The organism is Echinicola strongylocentroti, from assembly GCF_003260975.1.
GTDB classification, from domain to species: Bacteria; Bacteroidota; Bacteroidia; order Cytophagales; family Cyclobacteriaceae; genus Echinicola; species Echinicola strongylocentroti.
This window is the reverse complement of the sequence record NZ_CP030041.1, coordinates 6,223,556-6,240,862: the sequence shown is the minus strand read 5'-3', so window position 1 is coordinate 6,240,862 and position 17,307 is coordinate 6,223,556. Positions and strand designations below refer to the sequence as shown.

Below are 17,307 nucleotides of genomic sequence, written 5' to 3'. Positions count from 1 at the left end.
AATGGTTATTGGTTCGTGAGTTATTGGTTATTGCCTGCTGACTACTTGATACCGGTCATCGTACCTGATACCTTTGCTTTGTACTCCTTACTACCTGCTGATATCAGTACCCTCTTCTATATAAAAAGGATAGACCATATTATTCCTGGCATTCGTGGCCCTCACCCTGTAATGAAGGTGGATGAGTAACTCTCCCTTTAATTCGTCTCCTTGTGTTATGTCGATTTTTTCCGTTTCGATCCTTGGTTCATGGTAGAGTATGGCATTTTTGATCAGCTCGGTGACGTAGGTTTTTAGGGTCCTGTTCATCGAACTGAACAATAGCTCGTCAAGGTTACAGCCATAGGTAGGCTGCATGATTCGCTCACCAAGCTTGGTTCCAAAAAGGATTTCCAGGCTTTGGTTGATGTCTTCTACTCCAGTGGTGGTTTTTAAGCGGCCGCTTTCCTTGGTAAATTCAGGGGGAAAGCTCCACCCGGTTCCTAAAAATTCGTTGCTATCTGCCATGACTTTTATCCGATTAAAACTGTTGTTTCTCCAATTACAATACTGCCTCCATGGGCCGTAGTATCTCCTAGCCTCGCCGCCGGCATTCCTCCTATCAATACCGTGGAGGAGCCCATCACGATACTGTCAGGAGGGCCAGTGCACGTGGCCATATCTCCCACACGTGCCGCCGGCATGCCACCGATCAAGACGGTAGGCTCACCAGGAGGCATGACCGGCCCTCCCACATGGGGCACTGTGCCTGTCACCATTGGGCAGACATGCATATCGTTTGCTCTTGCTGCTGGCATTCCCATTTTTTTCTATTTAGTTGTTAGAAATAAGAGGTTTGATTAGTCACTTCCTATGTAAATCATACCACGTATTTAGTTCTTGATACTTTTACTTCCCACATCAATTAATCTGCACCAATGATCCCTTGAGTACCGCTACGGCGCTGGTGCTTACTTCTGCTCCAGCACTGCCTTCTGCTTTGAACTGGGCATTGGCTTTTATATTTACATTGGTACCTTCCAGGTTAAGGTCTCCTGTTGCCTTGATATTGAAATCCTTCGCTGCTTCCAAGGTAATTCCACTACTGTCCAGCACGGCGGTATTGCCATTTTGATCTTCAATGGTAATACTACCGGCATCATCATCCAGCAAAGCCTTGTTGCCACCCGGCGTTTCGATGAGCACGCTGGATTTTTCGTCATTAAAAATAAACTTGATGCCTGATCGGGTATGGATTCCTTTTTCGTGATTGTCATCAGCACCAGGAATGGGGCTAGGTTTAGCACTGCTATGGAGCATTCCCAGGATCACGGCTTCATTTGGGTCTTCATTGATAAAGCCTACCACCACTTCATCATCAAGCTCTGGCCTGAATGTCGCGCCTCTTTCATTGCCCGCATCGAGACAGGCCTGTCGGCACCAAATGCCCTCCTCTTCGTTATTGATGATGGGGATTTTTACTTTGATGCGATCTTCTCCATCGGGGTCTTCTTCCAGCTTGGTCACAATACCCACTTGTAATCCGCTGATAGCGGCGGTTAGCCCTGCTGCTGGTGGAGTATGGATAGTTGACTCGGATTCAGCAAACCAGGATGGATCGAACCCAAACTGTGCATCTATCGTCCAGTTTCCTTCGGAGATTTGGTGACTTACACCCGAAATGAAGACCTTGCCATTGAAGCGATCCCCCACCCCTTCTAGGATTAAATTGGTGCCGGGCTTTACATTGGGTATGCCCTGAAATTTGATTCTTCCTCGGGTCTTGGCCATCTGCTGAAACTTCCATTTGGCATCAGCCCAATCTTGCAGTGCGGAATCTTTCTTGCTCCCTCCATGCCGAAGGATTACCTCGCTGTCATCCAATAAAGCAGCTAAGTCTGCGGAAGAAATATTGCCATTCAAGGACAAGGAAGGATCGGTTCCTTCTATCTCCACTATCTCCTGATCCGCCATATTCCACGCTTTTGCCAATATTTTGGGTATTTGTGTACGTGCATCCATCTCGGCATCAAACTCCATTACCGTAGCACCAAACGTAACCGTCTCCACAGGTTCAGCACCTAAATCAGGCAATTGAAATATTAATTGCCCATCGTCTACCAATCCAATCATCCCATTGGCCTGCGCCCTCATCATCATAAAATCCCAGTCCGTCACATCATATTGGACCAATTCGGCGTGGGTGGTATTGGTGGAGGAAATATCAGTATCCAAACCATGGTCCGCTCCGAGTGCTTCCAAAACATCCGCATCAGACATTTCATAGAAGTATTTGCTCTTTCTTCTCAAGGTCATCTTCACCGCCTTGTCCTTGGCTTCTACCATAAGTAAGGATTGGTTGTTTCGGATTTTTAGGTTTTGCTTTACGATGATTCCTTTAAAAATGGTGGCTTCATCAGAATGATAACCAGCGGTGATTTCCATTTCCTTTCCAGGAACAAAGTGCTCACCGTTACTGACTGCAAAATCCCGTTCGGATGGATCTCCATCCAAGATGGCCAACCTGGCTACTGGGATGCGGTTGATCTCCTTGGACACGTGGATGTTTTTTACCTGAATGGTACCAGGGATTTCTTCTCCATCTATCAGGATTTTGTGCGTTACTCGATCCACGCTTTGACTGGTCGATATGGTTCCACTGTTGTTCATTACTTTTGCTTTTGTAGTGGTGGAAATCTAAGCTCTGTACCTGTTTTTAGGTGTCTGAAATTGGTAAGGCCATTTGCCTTGGCTACTTCGAGATAGTATTTGCTGTCTCCATAGATCCGGTAGGTCATAAGGGGCAGCGTATCCCCATCCTTGACTACTCTATAATGGGTCAAATCTGGTGACTGGTTATTCTCTTGGGCTGTACGGAGCTCTTCTTCGACAAACTCCCCGACCTTTGCTGTGGCCAGTGCCCTGATAGGGGTGCCATCCGGTCGAAAGAGCTTGTACTCAATATCCATTTCCTTCAGATATCCCTTGAATAGCAGGCTTCCCCAAGTAATCATCAGGTAATTGGGTTTGTGCTTTTCGCCATTGTAGTCATAGACCACTTTTTTGAAATGCGTTACATCATCGATGACGCCGTTTTCGGTGGCTTCATAGCCCGCGATGACACCTGTCCGATCAAAGAGAAAATCCAATTCCAGTGTCTGAGGTAGGATTTTATTGAAGCGGATGGGAGCTGCACTGGTTCCTGCTGCCTGGTCCTCATTTTGCTCTACACGATACTGAAATTTGTATTTTTCTGGATTGAGCAAGGTGGTAAATTCACCATTGTCCACTTCCTCCGAGAATTTTGAATCCTTGTAGGCGACGATTTTAAGCTTTTCCAGTTTTCCTTCGCTCATGGCTTACCTTTCCTTTTTGTTTTCCAAAATCTCCATCACTTGCTCCACACATTGGGATATGATCTCTTGCTGGCTTCCAGTTCCGGACTTACCACCGCCAGTAGATGATTTCCCTTCATCCACGGTGATTTTGATATGCAGTTCTTTGATTTCAATGGGCATCACTATTCTTCTTTTGTGATTTTGGTAAAATAATTGTAGGCCAGCTCAAGTGATTCAATGGCCAGCTTACTCTCTTCAGCATTGAAATCTTCCACACTCCATTTTACAGGGTAAGCGTGTACAATATTCCAAGAGATCAACGGCTCATGCTCTTCATTCAGCAGAGAAACCGTGACATCCAACGGCTTAAAAATAAAATTCTCAATCGCATCCCTGCACCAGGATATCAACTCAGAGTCCACCAATAAGCCTCTTTTTAGGACTAGATTGGGATACTTGGTTTTGACCGGGAATTTATGCTTAAACCTATTTTCACCGCCCTCTGCAAATTCCTCCGTATCTATATCCACACTCAGGCCGGACACAGACTGGAAGGCATGGTCCTTTTTCTTACTGACCTGGTCTCCATTCTGCGTAAAAGAAACCTGAAAGTGAAAACTGGATGGCGGATAGAACGTTTCCATTGTCTGTATTATTCATTTTGAATGGTAAGCCCTTCATGGGCTATTTCCATGGATTCTATCGCCACTTCGTTTCCATCTCCTTTGAGGTCGGTAGATTGGATTTTGAGCGGCCAGGCATTCTTTACCTTCCAGGTCACCACTGGCTCATGCTCTTCATTTAGTAAGCTAATGGTGATATCCCGCCGCTCTACTTTGTTCAGGTTGATGGTTTGATACCATTCGTAATATTTGTTGTTTCCCTGGAAAGTGCCTCTTTTCATCGTGAGGTTTGAAAATTTCTGCATTCCGGGCATTTTGATTTTGCTGTATTCCGGCATGGCTCCATCCCGGTACTCAATGATCTCGGTTTCCATATCCAATCCGGATATTTCTGTAAACCCTATTTTATCTTTTCCCCATTCCACAGAGAAATGAAACTTTGATAATGGATAGCTCATGATTGTTCTGTTTTAGTTACTTGGTTATTACGTTATTTGCGTTTGGTCAACAGTCCACTGTCAACAATCCACGGTGGATGTGCTCATGACACCTGACACCGGTCATGTTACCTTTTAGGATTCCTGCATTTTGTGGGAAAATTTGAGGATGATAAACTCGGCAGGTCTTACTACGGCCATTCCTATTTCTACATTCATCCTTCCCTCCAACACATCCAGGCTGGTCATGGTCTGTCCCAATCCCACTCTCACATAAAATGCATGCTCTGGCTTGGCTCCTGCCAATGCACCTGCTCTCCACTGGAGCGTAAGGAAATTTTCGATCATTGCCCTTACCCTCACCCAGGTATTGCCGTCATTTGGCTCAAAGACAAACTGCTCGGTAGCTTTTTTGATGGACTCTTCTGCCATGATAAAGAAACGCCTTACCGAGACATATCGCCACTCATTATCGTTTCCGGCTAGGGTCCTAGCGCCCCACACCATAATGCCTTTGCCCGTAAATGGCCGGATTATGTTGATGGATTTTCCAGCCACGACGTCCACATTAAGGTTTTCTTGCTCCTTATGGTCGATCAGTTCGGTCACACCTACCACATTATTGATCGATACATTGGCTGGGGCTTTCCACACTCCCCTGCTGGCATCCACGCTAGCATATACTCCGGCTATGGTGGCACTTGGTGGCAAGGTCAAGTATTCATTGGCGATCCGTTGGTATATGGTTTTTAGGGCTGGTATGGCCTCCTTGGCTGAGTTTTCGACGGTGGAGCTATAACTTTCTGCTGAAGTAGAGATAAGGTCTAGGGAGGATTTTATGCTGCTCCATAATTTAGTAACCGCAGCGACATGGGGCTGGATTTTTTCCACATTGGAAGTTCCCGTACCAAAATAGGTGTTCGTCGATGTGGAACTGCTATAATCCAAACCTGTATCCGAAGCCGCCAACGTCAACGCTGAGCTCAATGAAGTACTATCTCCATTGATTTTGGCAATTTCATTTTCGGTACTGTCCAGTGCGGTACTTAATTTAGAAACCAAGAAATCAAATAAATATTCATCATTTCCAGCAGGAGCACTTTTGTCATTCAATGTAATGGCTGAACCCGATCCGATATCGATCGTATCCCTGACCACGTCCATGCTCTCGGTATAATAATTGATGAGAGCTTCCAGATTTGCCTTGTTCGAGGTGTTTTTGAGTGTATTGGATAGAGCCTCGAATTTTGCCTGAAATGAAGAATGGGTTCCTTTCAGTGCGTCGATGGCATCTTTGATGGAGGTTTGGTCATCTACCAAGTTGTCCAGCCTATTGGCCAATGCTTTGGCATCAGCATCTGCTATCAAATCTGCCAGATTTACAGTTGGGCCATTTTGGGTGATTTTCCCTTTTATGTCCTTGTACTTCACCACCCGAGGGAGATTGGCTTTTATCCAGGGAGAATAAGCAGCACCATACTTGAGGTAGTTCATGCCGATTCCATTTCTGAAATTCTCCACTGCTTCATCGTGATCGACGGTATCCTCTTTTAAGTCAAAAATGCAGAACCTATCCTGAAGCTCATTGCACTGGCCCAGCATAGCGGCATATAATGAATTTAGATTGCTTTGGCTCATCAATGGAGCATCGGGCATCACCAATAAAGTGGGCCGATCCACTTTCTTTATCTTGGCCAAACCTGCCAAAAACCCTGGTGTCGAGCCATCTGCAGTGCCATTCTGGATGGTATCTTGGTATGAACCTACCGACACCACATAGCAGTCTCCTCCGCCATTGGCATAAAACATCCTAATACACTCATAGAGATGGAATTTTTCTGTTAGGTCCAGTTCGGTGACTTGATTCTGTGCGTTAATTTCCAACGTACCTATATCCACTTGGGGGGCTCCTCCAAAGTGTTCGGTAAATTCTAGAACTGAAGAAATCTTCACTGGTTCATTTGGAGGGAGGTCCTTCTCTCCATCCTTGGCTTTTGCCGTGTACCCAATAAAGGCCGGAATCGCTGTTTCTACTTGTGCTACAGAGGGTGGAAATTTGGTGATTTCCTCTATGTAAACACCTGGTGTTTTATATGATGTTGCCATGATAAAAAAGGTTTAAATGAAAATTTCTGAATATGGTTTATTAGCTATAAATTTTATTTGCTTGGGACTGGGGTTTGGAAACTTGTATTTATCCAAATTACCAGGTGGGGAATTAAAATCTGACGGCTTGTCCAAGGCGATAAACCCAAATCGTGTCAGGGGCCATTCCTTTATCGTTTCTGTCTCAAAACCATCCCGCTGATGGATATATTTCCAAGTGGTCTTTTGATTGTCAAAATGGATTTTGAAATGCGGCAGGTTATTCTTTATCCTACCGTCATTGATGATGAGGCTTTTATTGGTATGGTCACCTTGCATATAGATATGAAGGATGCCGTCTGTGCTGATCGTATTCTCTTGATCCAGAAATTCCAGCAGGTGCCCCTTGTTTTCTCCATCAAAAAGATACCTGTTCGTAACAGTGGCCTCCTGGTTTGTGGTATGGATGGTATTGAAATTATGACTTTCGGGAAGCAAGGGCTCTTTATTGGAGAAATAAAATAATGCACCAGTCCTTTCCAAGTTTGTATAATTGTCAAACAATGGATCAGTAAAAGAAAGCTTGAAAATCAATTGTTGCTCCCCTGAAAGTGGCACGTAGGGACTGCGGTCATCATCAGAAGTCACCTTAACTGCTACCATTAGCTGGTTAGAAAATGATTTCAAAACCATCAACTGGCCATTAAGCATGTCCATAGTTTTGGCAGTTGGTGTGATATTCATGAAATCCTGCCAATTATAGGCTGCTAATTGCTCTTTCTTTTTATCATCGCCCATACTGCTGAACAGCTCTTCTCCGTCATTTAAGTGGTAATTGTGGAAAATGCTTAGTTGAAAAATAGGCCTGTATATGGAAGTAGCTTTCATGGTCATTGCTGATTGTAGTTTCTGCTGATTTCGGTGATGACGCCTTGTTGGGAAATTGGCAAATCCCTTTCGATCTGAACAAGGTTCAATTTGTAAAAAACGGAGGGGAACTGTCTTCCTCCCAAGGTGCCCCAGATATAGTTCAACTCTTCAAAAGTAGGCGTGAAAAGCTCTATCGTAAACCGGAAATGCTTAATGCCACTCATCTCATCCAGCTCACGATCAAATGACGTATTGGATTGGGTAAATACTTTTTTGTGCTGGAAAAACTCCAAAATCCTGGACAAGTCACTCAATGATTTCTTATAGACGGAGCGATTGGCACAGAAGATCAAAAATAAGTTGAGGTTAAGTTTGGGGTTTTTATAGTTGACTGTTTCCTCTTCTATCTGATGATTGGAAAAATTCTTCATGGTAATTTCTTCCCGGAGGTTTATCACCGAAAGAATCAACTTATTTTTAAGGGATTCAGCCGTTTCCTGTTGGGAGTCGATCATGGCCACATTCTCCAAGATGACTTCGGAGTCGTCCATTTCCAGTTCATTGAAATACTGGTTTACTTCACCAGCTAGAATTTTAAGTACTTCAAAAATCATATCGTAAAAGAGTAAATTTCAAGCAATCTCAAACTGCCCTACGCTTCAGCGAGGACAGTCAGAAAAGTCAAACGTTGGATAATTCCGATTGACTGATTATTGGATGGTCTGAATTAAAAATAAAACCGTCCAAAAGATGATCAGTTTCGTGCCGTAAAACGATCAAATGATAATTGACAGGTAGTTGGGATATTGGACCTGTGTGTGTATTTGATTAACTAAATTTAATGAGTAAATAGATAAAAACAAACTTTACTATTGTTTATAATAGTTACCGAAAAATTAAATAACGTATAAATTACGTTTTATTTATCATTATTCTCATTCAAAAGACAGGAATAATCACCGTAATTGCTCATACTCTAATTCATATAAAAAGTCGCTATAAATAAAAAAAATAAAATCTCAGCCATATATTATTCAAATAAACCTGAATAGATGCTGTTTATAAATAAAAATCCCACATTAATTTAATAATGTGGGATTTTTATTTATTTTAAATGAACTGGTTGACTATTCAGTTACATTTCGTCTTGTTTTAAATTTTCCTGCGTTTTCAGCATCTTTGGTCTTTGAAGAACTATCAGGGTTTGATGATTGTTGAGGTTTCTCTGTCGTATTTTGGGGCTTTTCACCTTTATTATTACTTCTACCTGAATGGTTAGGTTTCTTCTTATTGTCTCTCTTTTTGAAACTACCTCCTCCAGATGGTCCTTTCTTTTTTCCCGGTTTACCCTCTTTGTAGGTAGGTGCGTTGTTTATCCCATCAGGCAAGTCCATTCTGGAGATTTCCAGTCCTATAAGATTTTGGATTCTATGGAGTTTATAAAGGTCTTTATCATTTACAAAAGTGATGGCCTCTCCTTTTTTATCGGCTCTGGCAGTCCTTCCCACGCGGTGTACATAATCCTCCGGATCATTTGGTGTATCGTAGTTGATAACCAATTCGATTCCTTCTACATCGATACCTCTGGAAATGATATCGGTACCAATTAATATTTTAAGGGACCTATTTTTAAAATTGGACATGATATTTTCACGCTCTTCTTGTGTGAGGTCCGAGTGGAAAGCTTCCGTATCGAATTTCTTCTTTAGGGTCCTGAAAATACTTTTGACTTTATCCTTTGTAGAGGCAAAGATTATAACTGCCTCATAGTTTTTTTGTGTAAGGATTTGCTCCAACAGTTTCTCTTTATCTGGATCATGGACCATGTAGACCAGCTGGGTGACCCCTTTGGCTGTTTTACTGATGGCGATGTTGATTTCGGAAGGATCCGAAACAATCTGCTTGCTGAATTGCCGGATTTTAGGAGGCATAGTGGCAGAAAAAAGAACTGTCTGGCGGCTTTTGGGTAAGTAGTTGATGATTTTCAGGATATCATCCGAGAAGCCCATGTCAAGCATTCTATCGGCCTCATCCAGTACCAAATGCTCTAAAGTATCCAACTTGATCTTCCCTCCTGCCAACAAGGCAATAAGTCTGCCTGGTGTGGCCACAACGATTTCCGTGCCGTGTTCCAAGGCCTTCTTCTGCTGCTCCCAGGCCAGCCCGTCGCCTCCGCCATAAATGGCGATTGAACTTACCCCTACAAAGTAGGCAAGTCCTTGGATCTGCTGGTCGATCTGAATAGCAAGCTCCCTCGTCGGGGCTATGATCATTGTATTGAATTGGTTGTCTCCTTTTTCGGCAATCTTGTGAAGAATAGGAAGAATAAAGGCCGCAGTTTTTCCGGTTCCTGTCTGAGCGCAGGCAATCAGATCATTGCCTTTGAGGATTTCGGGAATAGCTTCTTTTTGGATAGGTGTTGGCTTGGTAAATCCCATAGCATCCAATCCTTCCTGGAGTGATTCGTTGAAATTAAAAATTTCGAAATTATCTGATGTCATAAATTGGTCTTGATTAATGGCTCGGTTTTTCCGCTTACGTGTTTAAGGTAAAATAATGGCGGTCAAACAACTACTTGGAGCCATATTGTTTGAGCAAGAGATAGATAGTAGTGACTTCTCTCTTTCGTATTGTCTAACAAATATATTTATTTTTTGATTCTATTAACTATTAAATCCCATATCAATTATGGATTTAGTAGTTTTTCAGTCCATAGAGAAGAAAAAAGGGAGAAAATGATTTGAGTTTCCTTGCCCAATGTACTTTTACTTATTATCCTCCGTGCCAAGTTTTCCATAAAACGCCCCAATAGCTGGTGTTGAGTGAACAACTCAATGCCAGTGGTTCCTCAGCATAGCTGTCGGAACAACGGTGTAGGCAAAAATATAGAAACCAAGTTTTAGGTAAACTTCAGTTTTGTTATTACCTCATTATCCTTATCGTATTTTTGTTTCAGGGCTGGAACGGTAATTAACTTTTGAAGAGTTTTTCCAAAATTTTATAAGTGATCAAATAGGTGGGTTTTACACCATCTATTCCCAATCCACCGGATGCCAAGGTGCTTCCTGTTTTTAGGGGATTATCAGAAGCATAATAAGCATATAGCACGTTGACGTTTTTTCGAATACTTCTTCTTATTTTACTGGCTGCTTGCAAGGCTTTTTGGTAATGTGCTCCCTCCATTTCCAGCCCAATGGCTTTCCAGGACGATTCGAGGAAGTAATTAAGGACATCTTTGTTTTGGAGTGAGGTACCCAGAACGGTGATCATCGGTCCCTCATAAACACCTAATCCATACCCTTCGAAGTCATCTTTCCGTAATTGGTTCTTGAAAGGGTAATTATCTGCAGTTCCTTCAAAGACATGACTGTTAGGTATCATCAGGTCGCCTTTATTTCCCTCCAAAATACCTGCTTTGCCCATGATAGAAGCAGAGACCACGTCCAGTGGAATGGACTGCTTGCCGGTCTCAAAGGGCTTTAACAATTCATCAAAGCATTCATAAGCTTGCTCACCAAATGCATAATCCATCACTACGATGACTGGGCGCTTGGATGTTTCTTTAGGTAAGTCCACCCCGGGGATCAACGTGCTCGATGTCATCTTTGCGGTATCGATGATTTGTGCCCCTATATTCGTACCTGACAAATCCGGCACCTCTATGTAGCCATGCTTATGGGCATAGCTCAGGATAGTTTTTGCTTTGTTGTTTTTCTTTCCCAAGCTAATATCTTCTGCTACTTGCTCTAGCTCCTCAAAACTTTTCAAGTTCAGTGCTTGGTGGCCATATACGGTATTTAAAATACTGTGAAGGTTAGCACTGATAATATGGATTGGGCGGTGGAGCAGGTTGTTGTTGTCAAGGATGGACTTTATATTATGTGCCCACATTTCGCCATACACATGATGACCTATCCGCTCTCGCAGTGTAGCCGAAAAACTGATTTCCCTATCTATATCGTGCATGGCCTCGTCCATGGAGAGTTTTCCAAGATGGTAAACAATCGAATAGAGGCTATTGGAATTACTGGAGGCTTCAAACTTCCGGATAGCTTGTTGGGTTTTGTCAAATGTCCTTCCAGTCAAATGGCTAAGATAAGAACAAGCGGCTTCAGAATCAAAAGGCTCTCCCTGATCTTCTTTTTCCACAATTTTTTCAAGCATTTTCCAGTTGAGATGGATCCGTTCCTTACTGTCTGTACTGTTAAGACGGATTTTTTCGGCTTCAATGAAAAGAAATGTTAAGTGCGTAAGAATGTCGTAAATATCACTTTTCCCCCTTGTCATCTCCACAAACATTTGGTCCTCATCTACTCTATAGCAGTTTCTCCTGCGCTTGGATGGAATCAATGTTTCGAATTCAGAATGTTCATATCCTTCTCTACTGATCAGTCTGATGTAGCGGCACTCTTCTATTCCTCTCGGCAATCTCTCCATGACATAGAGCAAGCCGTCTAGTTCTACTTTTTCCGACTCGGTAATCAGTCCATAGATTTCTGGACGCAACACCAACAGCGCGCTGATCAATGATTCACCTGAAACACCTAATGGTTTATAATTGCCCCGCATAAAAAGGTGGCGCATGGTGATGTACAATCGCTCGATGGCTGCCCTTGATTCTTGCGCTCTTGTTCTCATAACAGTGGTGTTGAAATCTTTAAAAAAAGGTAAATATATTATCCGAAATTACATTAAATATCGGAGTGACCATTCCTCACAGTGGATATTTCTTGGGAATAGTTGTATTTTTAGTTAGCATGATAAATATCCTTGGAAGAGACCTGTTTCCCCTAAGATGCTCCTATACCTATTTTTATATAACATCGCTACTGCTTTTTCAGGATAATTTGGTCTCCATCTGGCTTTACTACGCTTCTCTACATTATATCAATTTAGTATGCTGCCCAAATACCTTCTTGAGCTTTTCAAGTTTGGGTTTGATCATGATTTGGCAATAGGGTTGGTTGGCGTGGTTTTCATAGTAATTGAGGTGATAATTTTCTGCTGGGTAAAAATTGGTAAATGCCGTGATTTCTGTGACGATGGGCTTTTCGTACACCCCTGCCTTATCGATGAGTTGTTTAAATTCTTCAGCTGTTTTTTGCTGTGCCGCTGAATGGTAAAATATCGCCGAGCGGTATTGAGGTCCGACATCTGCACCCTGCTGGTTTAGCGTGGTAGGATCATGGGTGCCCCAAAATACCTCTAGCAAATCTTGATAGGAAATCAGACTTGGATCATAGAAAAACTGAATAGCCTCAGCATGGCCAGTAGTACCGGTGGTGATTTCCTGGTATGATGGATCCATTACAAATCCTCCTGAATAACCAGGCATAATTCCTTCTATGCCCCTTAAATTTTGGAATACCGCCTCGATACACCAAAAACAACCCGCTGCCAATGTGGCGATTTCTTTGCCATCAGGAACGGAAGGAAGTGGTGTTTGTGGGAGTGTTTTCATAGCTTTATTTTATAATGGGACATTTTTCCCGCATTAGCACTTGCTGGTCGTCACGACACCAGTCGCGACAGGCTATTACCATTCTTAATGCTTCAACCCGGAATATGCATTAGCCTATCTACGCCACGGCGCACAGGTGTTGCGACCTGAAACTGCTTCAAAATCAGCCGTTTCACTTTAGTTTTCGGCATAACCGTAGCGGTGCTACGCTAATACCTCCAAACTAACTGATTTTCTTGCAATTTCAGCTCTCACTACGATTCCTAACGCATAATCCGAGTTCAATCGGGCTTAATGAAGGTTACGTCCTAGCGGTTCTTTTGTTGCTTTATTTTATTATTCGTATTTCGCCTTGACCAGAGAGTGTAATCCTTCCTTTTTCCTCCAGATGATCGGCAGTAAACTGAACATCTTTCTTGAAATGTCTCCAGTCTTGGGGATAAATCCACCTAACGACATCCTCACAGGTAAAAGGCATGTCCCCTTTTTGCCGACCCATTTCTAAAATAGCAATTTCCAAAATAGTATCCATTATTAAAGGTGGTTAGAATAAACGCAATTGACCGTGGGCATTGAATGCAGATAGATCAAATTCAGGCATGCATCTGTCTTTCATGAAGTAGTCTCTGGACTTGGTAAATAACTGATGGATCATCGTTGCTATTGGGCCATTCCCCTTTATTCGTCTGCCCCATTCTGTATCGTTGAGCTTTCCACCATGCATTTGTTCTATTTGATGCAGTACCTTAGTTGCTCTGTCTGGAAAGGCCTCGTATATCCACGACCTGAAGACTTCCTTGACGTTTCCGTTAAGTCTCACGACGGTGTACCCCGCAGCTAAGGCTCCAGCTTCTGCACTTAACCTAAGTATCTCGGGGATATCTTGGGTGTTTAGCGCAGGTATCAGCGGTGCTACCATCACCCCACAAGGAATTCCCCGCTCACTAAACCTTTGAATAAGAGACAACTTCTTTTGGGCCGTAGCTGTTCGGGGTTCCAGTTTGGCTTTGAGATGCGGATCCAGGTGATTAAGGGAAAAATAAACATGAACTAGTCGTTTTGAAGCTAGCTGCTCCAATAGTTCCTCGTCTCTCTGGATAAGGCTGTTTTTGGTTATCACACTTACCGGATGTCCCACTTCGAGACAGAGCTTCAGGATTTTTCTAGTCAACTGATGTTTTTTTTCCACTGGCTGATAGCAGTCGGTGTTTCCTGAGAGCATAATCGGCTTGGGCTGGTAGGTTTTTGCTTTAAACTGCTTCCGGAGTACTTGGTCTATATCACTTTTTATTATAATATTGGTTTCAAACCCCAATCCTGCATCGAATCCCCAATATTGGTGGGAATTACGGGCATAGCAATAAACACAACCATGCTCACATCCTTGATAGGGATTGACGGAATAATTTAAGGGCAAATCCGGGCTGTCATTAATACTCAAGGCTTTTTTGGAATGCTCTTGATAAAATTTTGTCACCGGTTTTTCGATGTGTTTTTCTTCATCTAATCCCTCTATATGTTCCGTAACCTCCCTTCTCTTCAAATAGGGGTTGTGCGGTGCTATCTTTGATCCTCTGCCTTTAAAAACCTCATTATTCATTAACTTGAAGTTAATGGTTATTGGTCAAGCAGGAAAATCTAAGACATGAAATGTCCCAAAATTAATCGGATATCTCCAAGGTCTACCAGTAACGTATAGTTCGCATCGTCTTTCCGCTATGACAGCATTGGTAGTTTGACTGAATAACTACTTTACCATTCCCTCAAAAGGTTTTCTGTGCCACTTTACTTTTATGATGCCGATGGGTTACTCCACTAATTCACTATTTTCTGGTATTAATTGCATATCATGATGAATGCTGGTGGAAAATTCCTGAGTGTAAAAGCAGTTTTGATACTTTGGAAGTAATTGGCAAACTGGAATTTTAACAAATAACTATAGCATATTTGTATAAAATAGCCGGTCTCCTTTAAGTTAGATCGGCTTTTCATATAAATTTCCATTCTGGCTTCCTTGGGTATAAGGCTAAAAGGTAAAGAGGATAATATCAAGTCCGCACCTTCTCCGTTAAGGTAATTATCCATGCTTGCTGCCGAATCACAAATTATATGAACGTTTTTCTGGGGAAATTGTCTCTTGAGGTTCTCGCAAAAGGCTTCGCTGATCTCAAAAACAAACAAGACGGCATCATCATCCATGCGATCGATGATCCCTCTGGTGATACTTCCATCTCCACCTCCTAACTCCACTATTACCTTTGCACCTTTAAAATCGGCAAAGGACAACATCTTATTTACCAAATATTTGGAGCTAAAGGTTACCGCTCCAGTGGTCTTTATATTGGAAAAGAGTTCTTTGATTAAGGAACTTTTATTCATTTTTTATTTTTCGAATTTATTGATCAATATAGTTATTTTGTGTCAAAATTGTTGATATGTTGTAATTTAACCTCTCGAAAAGAAACTGTTAATCGAAAAGAAATGAGTCAAAAAACAGGAATCCAATCAACACTACTGGACAAAATTACACGCAATTTGATTAAATTCTGGCAAATAGGGTTGATTTTCCTGTTTTTGCAAATCATTTTGTGTTTTTGGGAAGTGCTGTGGATAGGTAAAAAACACCATATTGCTATTCTTGACCATCCCAATATTTTGATTACCAATCTACTGCAATCTCTGGAGTGGGGCCTATATGCTGTGGGACTATTTTTTATTGTTCAGCTGTTCCTGGGATTGGTATTTCCTAAAATATCCTATTTCCTTCTGAAATTGGCCCTAAGTTTATTGGTTTTGCTACAAATAGGCTTGACCATTTACTTTTCCCAAACACTGGTACCTTTAGGCGCAGACTTATACACTTATTCAGCCAAAGATATGGAGGAAACGGTAAAAACTGCAGGCATGCTTAATTTATATACCCTGGGAGGCCTTTTATTGAGTTGGATAATTTTCTATTTACTTTTTAGCTTGGGGAGGTATATCAAATTGCAACAAAAAACGGCACTTTATATGCCGGCAGTGGCTTTTGGATTATTGGCCATTTTATTGTTTTCTCCTATTACTACGATCAAAGGGCTCAGTGGTATCCAAACCACACTCGCCGAGAATAAATCCCTTTTCCTATATGAGGAGTCTTACGACTATTTTGCTCGTGCAAAAAACATCTATTTTGATTTTTACCTGTCTTCTATTTCCTCTGAAAACAGTCTATTCCAAAAGGAATATACAGACACCCAATATCCCTTTCTGCACAAAAACAACTATCCAGATGTGCTTGGGGATTATTTCGAACCATTCGAAACAAAACCAAACTTTGTTTTCATAATCGTTGAAGGCTTGGGAAAAGCCTATTCTGGGCCTGAAGCATATTTGGGAAGTTGGACGCCATTTTTGGATTCTTTGACGGGCCATAGCCTGTACTGGAAGAACACTTTATCAACAACTGGCCGTACTTTTGGCGTATTGCCTGGTCTATTTGGCGGTTTGCCTTTTGGAGATAATGGGTTTATGGAAGCTACCCCATATCCTAAGCATCAGACCATGCTTTCTGCCATGAAGGATAATGGTTATCAGCTCAATTATTTTATTGGGTGGGACAAAACCTTTGACAATGCCGACCAATTTATGCAATATCAACAGGTGGACAATATAGTCGACATTGATGATTTTGATAAAGAATTCAAGAAATCACCCGCTGAGAGCAATGGCTTCTCTTGGGGATATGCGGATAAGGAAAATTTCAAAAATGGCCTTAGAAGGATTCCTTCCACCAAGCAAGCCCAAGTCAATATTTTCCAAACCATGTCTTCACATTCGCCATTCGTCATTCCGGAGCAACGCTATTATACTAAAAAAGTAGAGGCTCTTTTGGATCAGAACGGATATTCCCATCCTTCCATTAGCCTTTCCAATTACAAAAAAGAGTTGGCGAGCATTATGTATGTGGATGATGCCATCAAAGATTTTTTTACATCCTATCAAAATCGTAAAGACTTTGAAAACACCATATTTATTATCACTGGAGACCATCGTTTGCCGGAGATCCCGATGTCATCGCTAATTGACCGGTTTCATGTCCCTCTCATGATTTATTCTCCAAAACTCAAAAATCCGAAGATTATGGCTGCCGTAACAACACATTTTGAAGTACCCAATAGTATTCTTTCCTACTTAAAGACTAATTATGGAGTAAATGTCCCGCAGGAAGTGGCTTGGAGGGGTGATGTCTTGGATACAACGGCACAGTTCCAATCCAACATCACCCATGCCTTAAAGAGGAACAAATACCAATTTGTGGACTACTTGAGTGGTCAATATTATCTTTCTGACGATAAGACGTATATTATTACTGACAACTTGAATATTGACCCAGTAGAAGATTCCAATGTCTATGAAAGGCTGAACACGGCCTTTCAGCAATATAAAAATGAAGACACCTATGTGATGGAAAACAACACCATCATTCCATAAACCCGAATTCTAAGACCTTGAGAAAGTAACGTACAGCAGCT

17 protein-coding genes are annotated in these 17,307 nt (G+C 42.0%); 1 reads left to right on the top strand and 16 read right to left on the bottom strand.

The window, feature by feature from the left end; all coding sequences use genetic code 11:
* Positions 1 to 90: 90 nt before the first annotated feature.
* The 16 genes from DN752_RS24260 to DN752_RS24190 all read right to left on the bottom strand — a co-directional run bounded on the left by DN752_RS24260 (position 91) and on the right by DN752_RS24190 (position 15,172).
* Positions 91 to 507, bottom strand: coding sequence for a GPW/gp25 family protein (locus DN752_RS24260; protein ID WP_112786357.1), 417 nt, complete (start codon positions 505 to 507; stop codon positions 91 to 93).
* A gap of 5 nt (positions 508 to 512) precedes the next feature.
* A complete protein-coding gene (locus DN752_RS24255; RefSeq protein WP_112786356.1) occupies positions 513 to 803 on the bottom strand; it encodes a PAAR domain-containing protein in 291 nt (96 codons plus the stop codon).
* A 97-nt stretch (positions 804 to 900) separates the two neighbouring features.
* The gene (gene vgrG / locus DN752_RS24250; protein WP_112786355.1) at positions 901 to 2,649 is read right to left on the bottom strand and encodes a type VI secretion system tip protein VgrG; all 1,749 of its coding nucleotides are present in this window, start codon (positions 2,647 to 2,649) and stop codon (positions 901 to 903) included.
* Positions 2,649 to 3,335 (bottom strand): CIS tube protein, encoded by a 687-nt coding sequence (locus tag DN752_RS24245; protein WP_112786354.1) that lies wholly within the window; start codon positions 3,333 to 3,335, stop codon positions 2,649 to 2,651. Before DN752_RS24245 ends, vgrG begins: the two co-directional genes overlap by 1 nt.
* Before the next feature lie 3 nt (positions 3,336 to 3,338).
* Positions 3,339 to 3,497: a DUF5908 family protein gene (locus DN752_RS24710; protein WP_170134475.1), complete on the bottom strand. Its 159-nt coding sequence runs from the start codon at positions 3,495 to 3,497 to the stop codon at positions 3,339 to 3,341.
* 2 nt (positions 3,498 to 3,499) lie between these two features.
* Positions 3,500 to 3,961, bottom strand: a complete 462-nt coding sequence (locus DN752_RS24240; protein ID WP_112786353.1) for a phage tail protein — start codon at positions 3,959 to 3,961, stop codon at positions 3,500 to 3,502.
* An 8-nt stretch (positions 3,962 to 3,969) separates the two neighbouring features.
* Entirely contained in the window at positions 3,970 to 4,398 is a 429-nt protein-coding gene (locus DN752_RS24235; RefSeq protein WP_112786352.1) for a phage tail protein, read from the bottom strand.
* Between the two features lie 114 nt (positions 4,399 to 4,512).
* Positions 4,513 to 6,483 (bottom strand): phage tail sheath family protein, encoded by a 1,971-nt coding sequence (locus tag DN752_RS24230; protein ID WP_112786351.1) that lies wholly within the window; start codon positions 6,481 to 6,483, stop codon positions 4,513 to 4,515.
* 12 nt (positions 6,484 to 6,495) lie between these two features.
* Positions 6,496 to 7,356: a hypothetical protein gene (locus DN752_RS24225; RefSeq protein WP_211324097.1), complete on the bottom strand. Its 861-nt coding sequence runs from the start codon at positions 7,354 to 7,356 to the stop codon at positions 6,496 to 6,498.
* Positions 7,353 to 7,946: a DUF4255 domain-containing protein gene (locus DN752_RS24220; RefSeq protein ID WP_112786349.1), complete on the bottom strand. Its 594-nt coding sequence runs from the start codon at positions 7,944 to 7,946 to the stop codon at positions 7,353 to 7,355. Before DN752_RS24220 ends, DN752_RS24225 begins: the two co-directional genes overlap by 4 nt.
* A gap of 513 nt (positions 7,947 to 8,459) precedes the next feature.
* On the bottom strand, positions 8,460 to 9,833 hold the full coding sequence (locus DN752_RS24215) for a DEAD/DEAH box helicase (protein ID WP_112786348.1): 1,374 nt from the start codon (positions 9,831 to 9,833) through the stop codon (positions 8,460 to 8,462).
* A 469-nt stretch (positions 9,834 to 10,302) separates the two neighbouring features.
* Entirely contained in the window at positions 10,303 to 11,970 is a 1,668-nt protein-coding gene (locus DN752_RS24210) for a DUF6909 family protein (RefSeq protein ID WP_112786347.1), read from the bottom strand.
* A gap of 244 nt (positions 11,971 to 12,214) precedes the next feature.
* A complete protein-coding gene (msrA, locus tag DN752_RS24205; protein WP_112786346.1) occupies positions 12,215 to 12,793 on the bottom strand; it encodes a peptide-methionine (S)-S-oxide reductase MsrA in 579 nt (192 codons plus the stop codon).
* A gap of 328 nt (positions 12,794 to 13,121) precedes the next feature.
* Entirely contained in the window at positions 13,122 to 13,325 is a 204-nt protein-coding gene (locus tag DN752_RS24200; protein ID WP_112786345.1) for a hypothetical protein, read from the bottom strand.
* Positions 13,326 to 13,337: 12 nt separating this feature from the next.
* Positions 13,338 to 14,393, bottom strand: coding sequence for a PA0069 family radical SAM protein (locus DN752_RS24195; RefSeq protein ID WP_112786344.1), 1,056 nt, complete (start codon positions 14,391 to 14,393; stop codon positions 13,338 to 13,340).
* Between the two features lie 236 nt (positions 14,394 to 14,629).
* On the bottom strand, positions 14,630 to 15,172 hold the full coding sequence (locus tag DN752_RS24190; RefSeq protein ID WP_112786343.1) for a class I SAM-dependent methyltransferase: 543 nt from the start codon (positions 15,170 to 15,172) through the stop codon (positions 14,630 to 14,632).
* 102 nt (positions 15,173 to 15,274) lie between these two features.
* On the opposite strand from DN752_RS24190, the gene DN752_RS24185 reads away from it, so the two are divergent.
* Complete coding sequence (locus DN752_RS24185) at positions 15,275 to 17,266, top strand: LTA synthase family protein (protein ID WP_112786342.1); 1,992 nt, start codon at positions 15,275 to 15,277, stop codon at positions 17,264 to 17,266.
* Positions 17,267 to 17,307: the final 41 nt, after the last annotated feature.

Bases quoted from the DNA above. Each gene is read 5' to 3' on its own strand.
- DN752_RS24260 (WP_112786357.1), bottom strand. From the start codon at position 507: ATGGCAGATAGCAACGAATTTTTAGGAACCGGGTGGAGCTTTCCCCCT.
- DN752_RS24255 (WP_112786356.1), bottom strand. From the start codon at position 803: ATGGGAATGCCAGCAGCAAGAGCAAACGATATGCATGTCTGCCCAATG.
- vgrG (WP_112786355.1), bottom strand. From the start codon at position 2,649: ATGAACAACAGTGGAACCATATCGACCAGTCAAAGCGTGGATCGAGTA.
- DN752_RS24245 (WP_112786354.1), bottom strand. From the start codon at position 3,335: ATGAGCGAAGGAAAACTGGAAAAGCTTAAAATCGTCGCCTACAAGGAT.
- DN752_RS24710 (WP_170134475.1), bottom strand. From the start codon at position 3,497: ATGCCCATTGAAATCAAAGAACTGCATATCAAAATCACCGTGGATGAA.
- DN752_RS24240 (WP_112786353.1), bottom strand. From the start codon at position 3,961: ATGGAAACGTTCTATCCGCCATCCAGTTTTCACTTTCAGGTTTCTTTT.
- DN752_RS24235 (WP_112786352.1), bottom strand. From the start codon at position 4,398: ATGAGCTATCCATTATCAAAGTTTCATTTCTCTGTGGAATGGGGAAAA.
- DN752_RS24230 (WP_112786351.1), bottom strand. From the start codon at position 6,483: ATGGCAACATCATATAAAACACCAGGTGTTTACATAGAGGAAATCACC.
- DN752_RS24225 (WP_211324097.1), bottom strand. From the start codon at position 7,356: ATGACCATGAAAGCTACTTCCATATACAGGCCTATTTTTCAACTAAGC.
- DN752_RS24220 (WP_112786349.1), bottom strand. From the start codon at position 7,946: ATGATTTTTGAAGTACTTAAAATTCTAGCTGGTGAAGTAAACCAGTAT.
- DN752_RS24215 (WP_112786348.1), bottom strand. From the start codon at position 9,833: ATGACATCAGATAATTTCGAAATTTTTAATTTCAACGAATCACTCCAG.
- DN752_RS24210 (WP_112786347.1), bottom strand. From the start codon at position 11,970: ATGAGAACAAGAGCGCAAGAATCAAGGGCAGCCATCGAGCGATTGTAC.
- msrA (WP_112786346.1), bottom strand. From the start codon at position 12,793: ATGAAAACACTCCCACAAACACCACTTCCTTCCGTTCCTGATGGCAAA.
- DN752_RS24200 (WP_112786345.1), bottom strand. From the start codon at position 13,325: ATGGATACTATTTTGGAAATTGCTATTTTAGAAATGGGTCGGCAAAAA.
- DN752_RS24195 (WP_112786344.1), bottom strand. From the start codon at position 14,393: ATGAATAATGAGGTTTTTAAAGGCAGAGGATCAAAGATAGCACCGCAC.
- DN752_RS24190 (WP_112786343.1), bottom strand. From the start codon at position 15,172: ATGAATAAAAGTTCCTTAATCAAAGAACTCTTTTCCAATATAAAGACC.
- DN752_RS24185 (WP_112786342.1), top strand. From the start codon at position 15,275: ATGAGTCAAAAAACAGGAATCCAATCAACACTACTGGACAAAATTACA.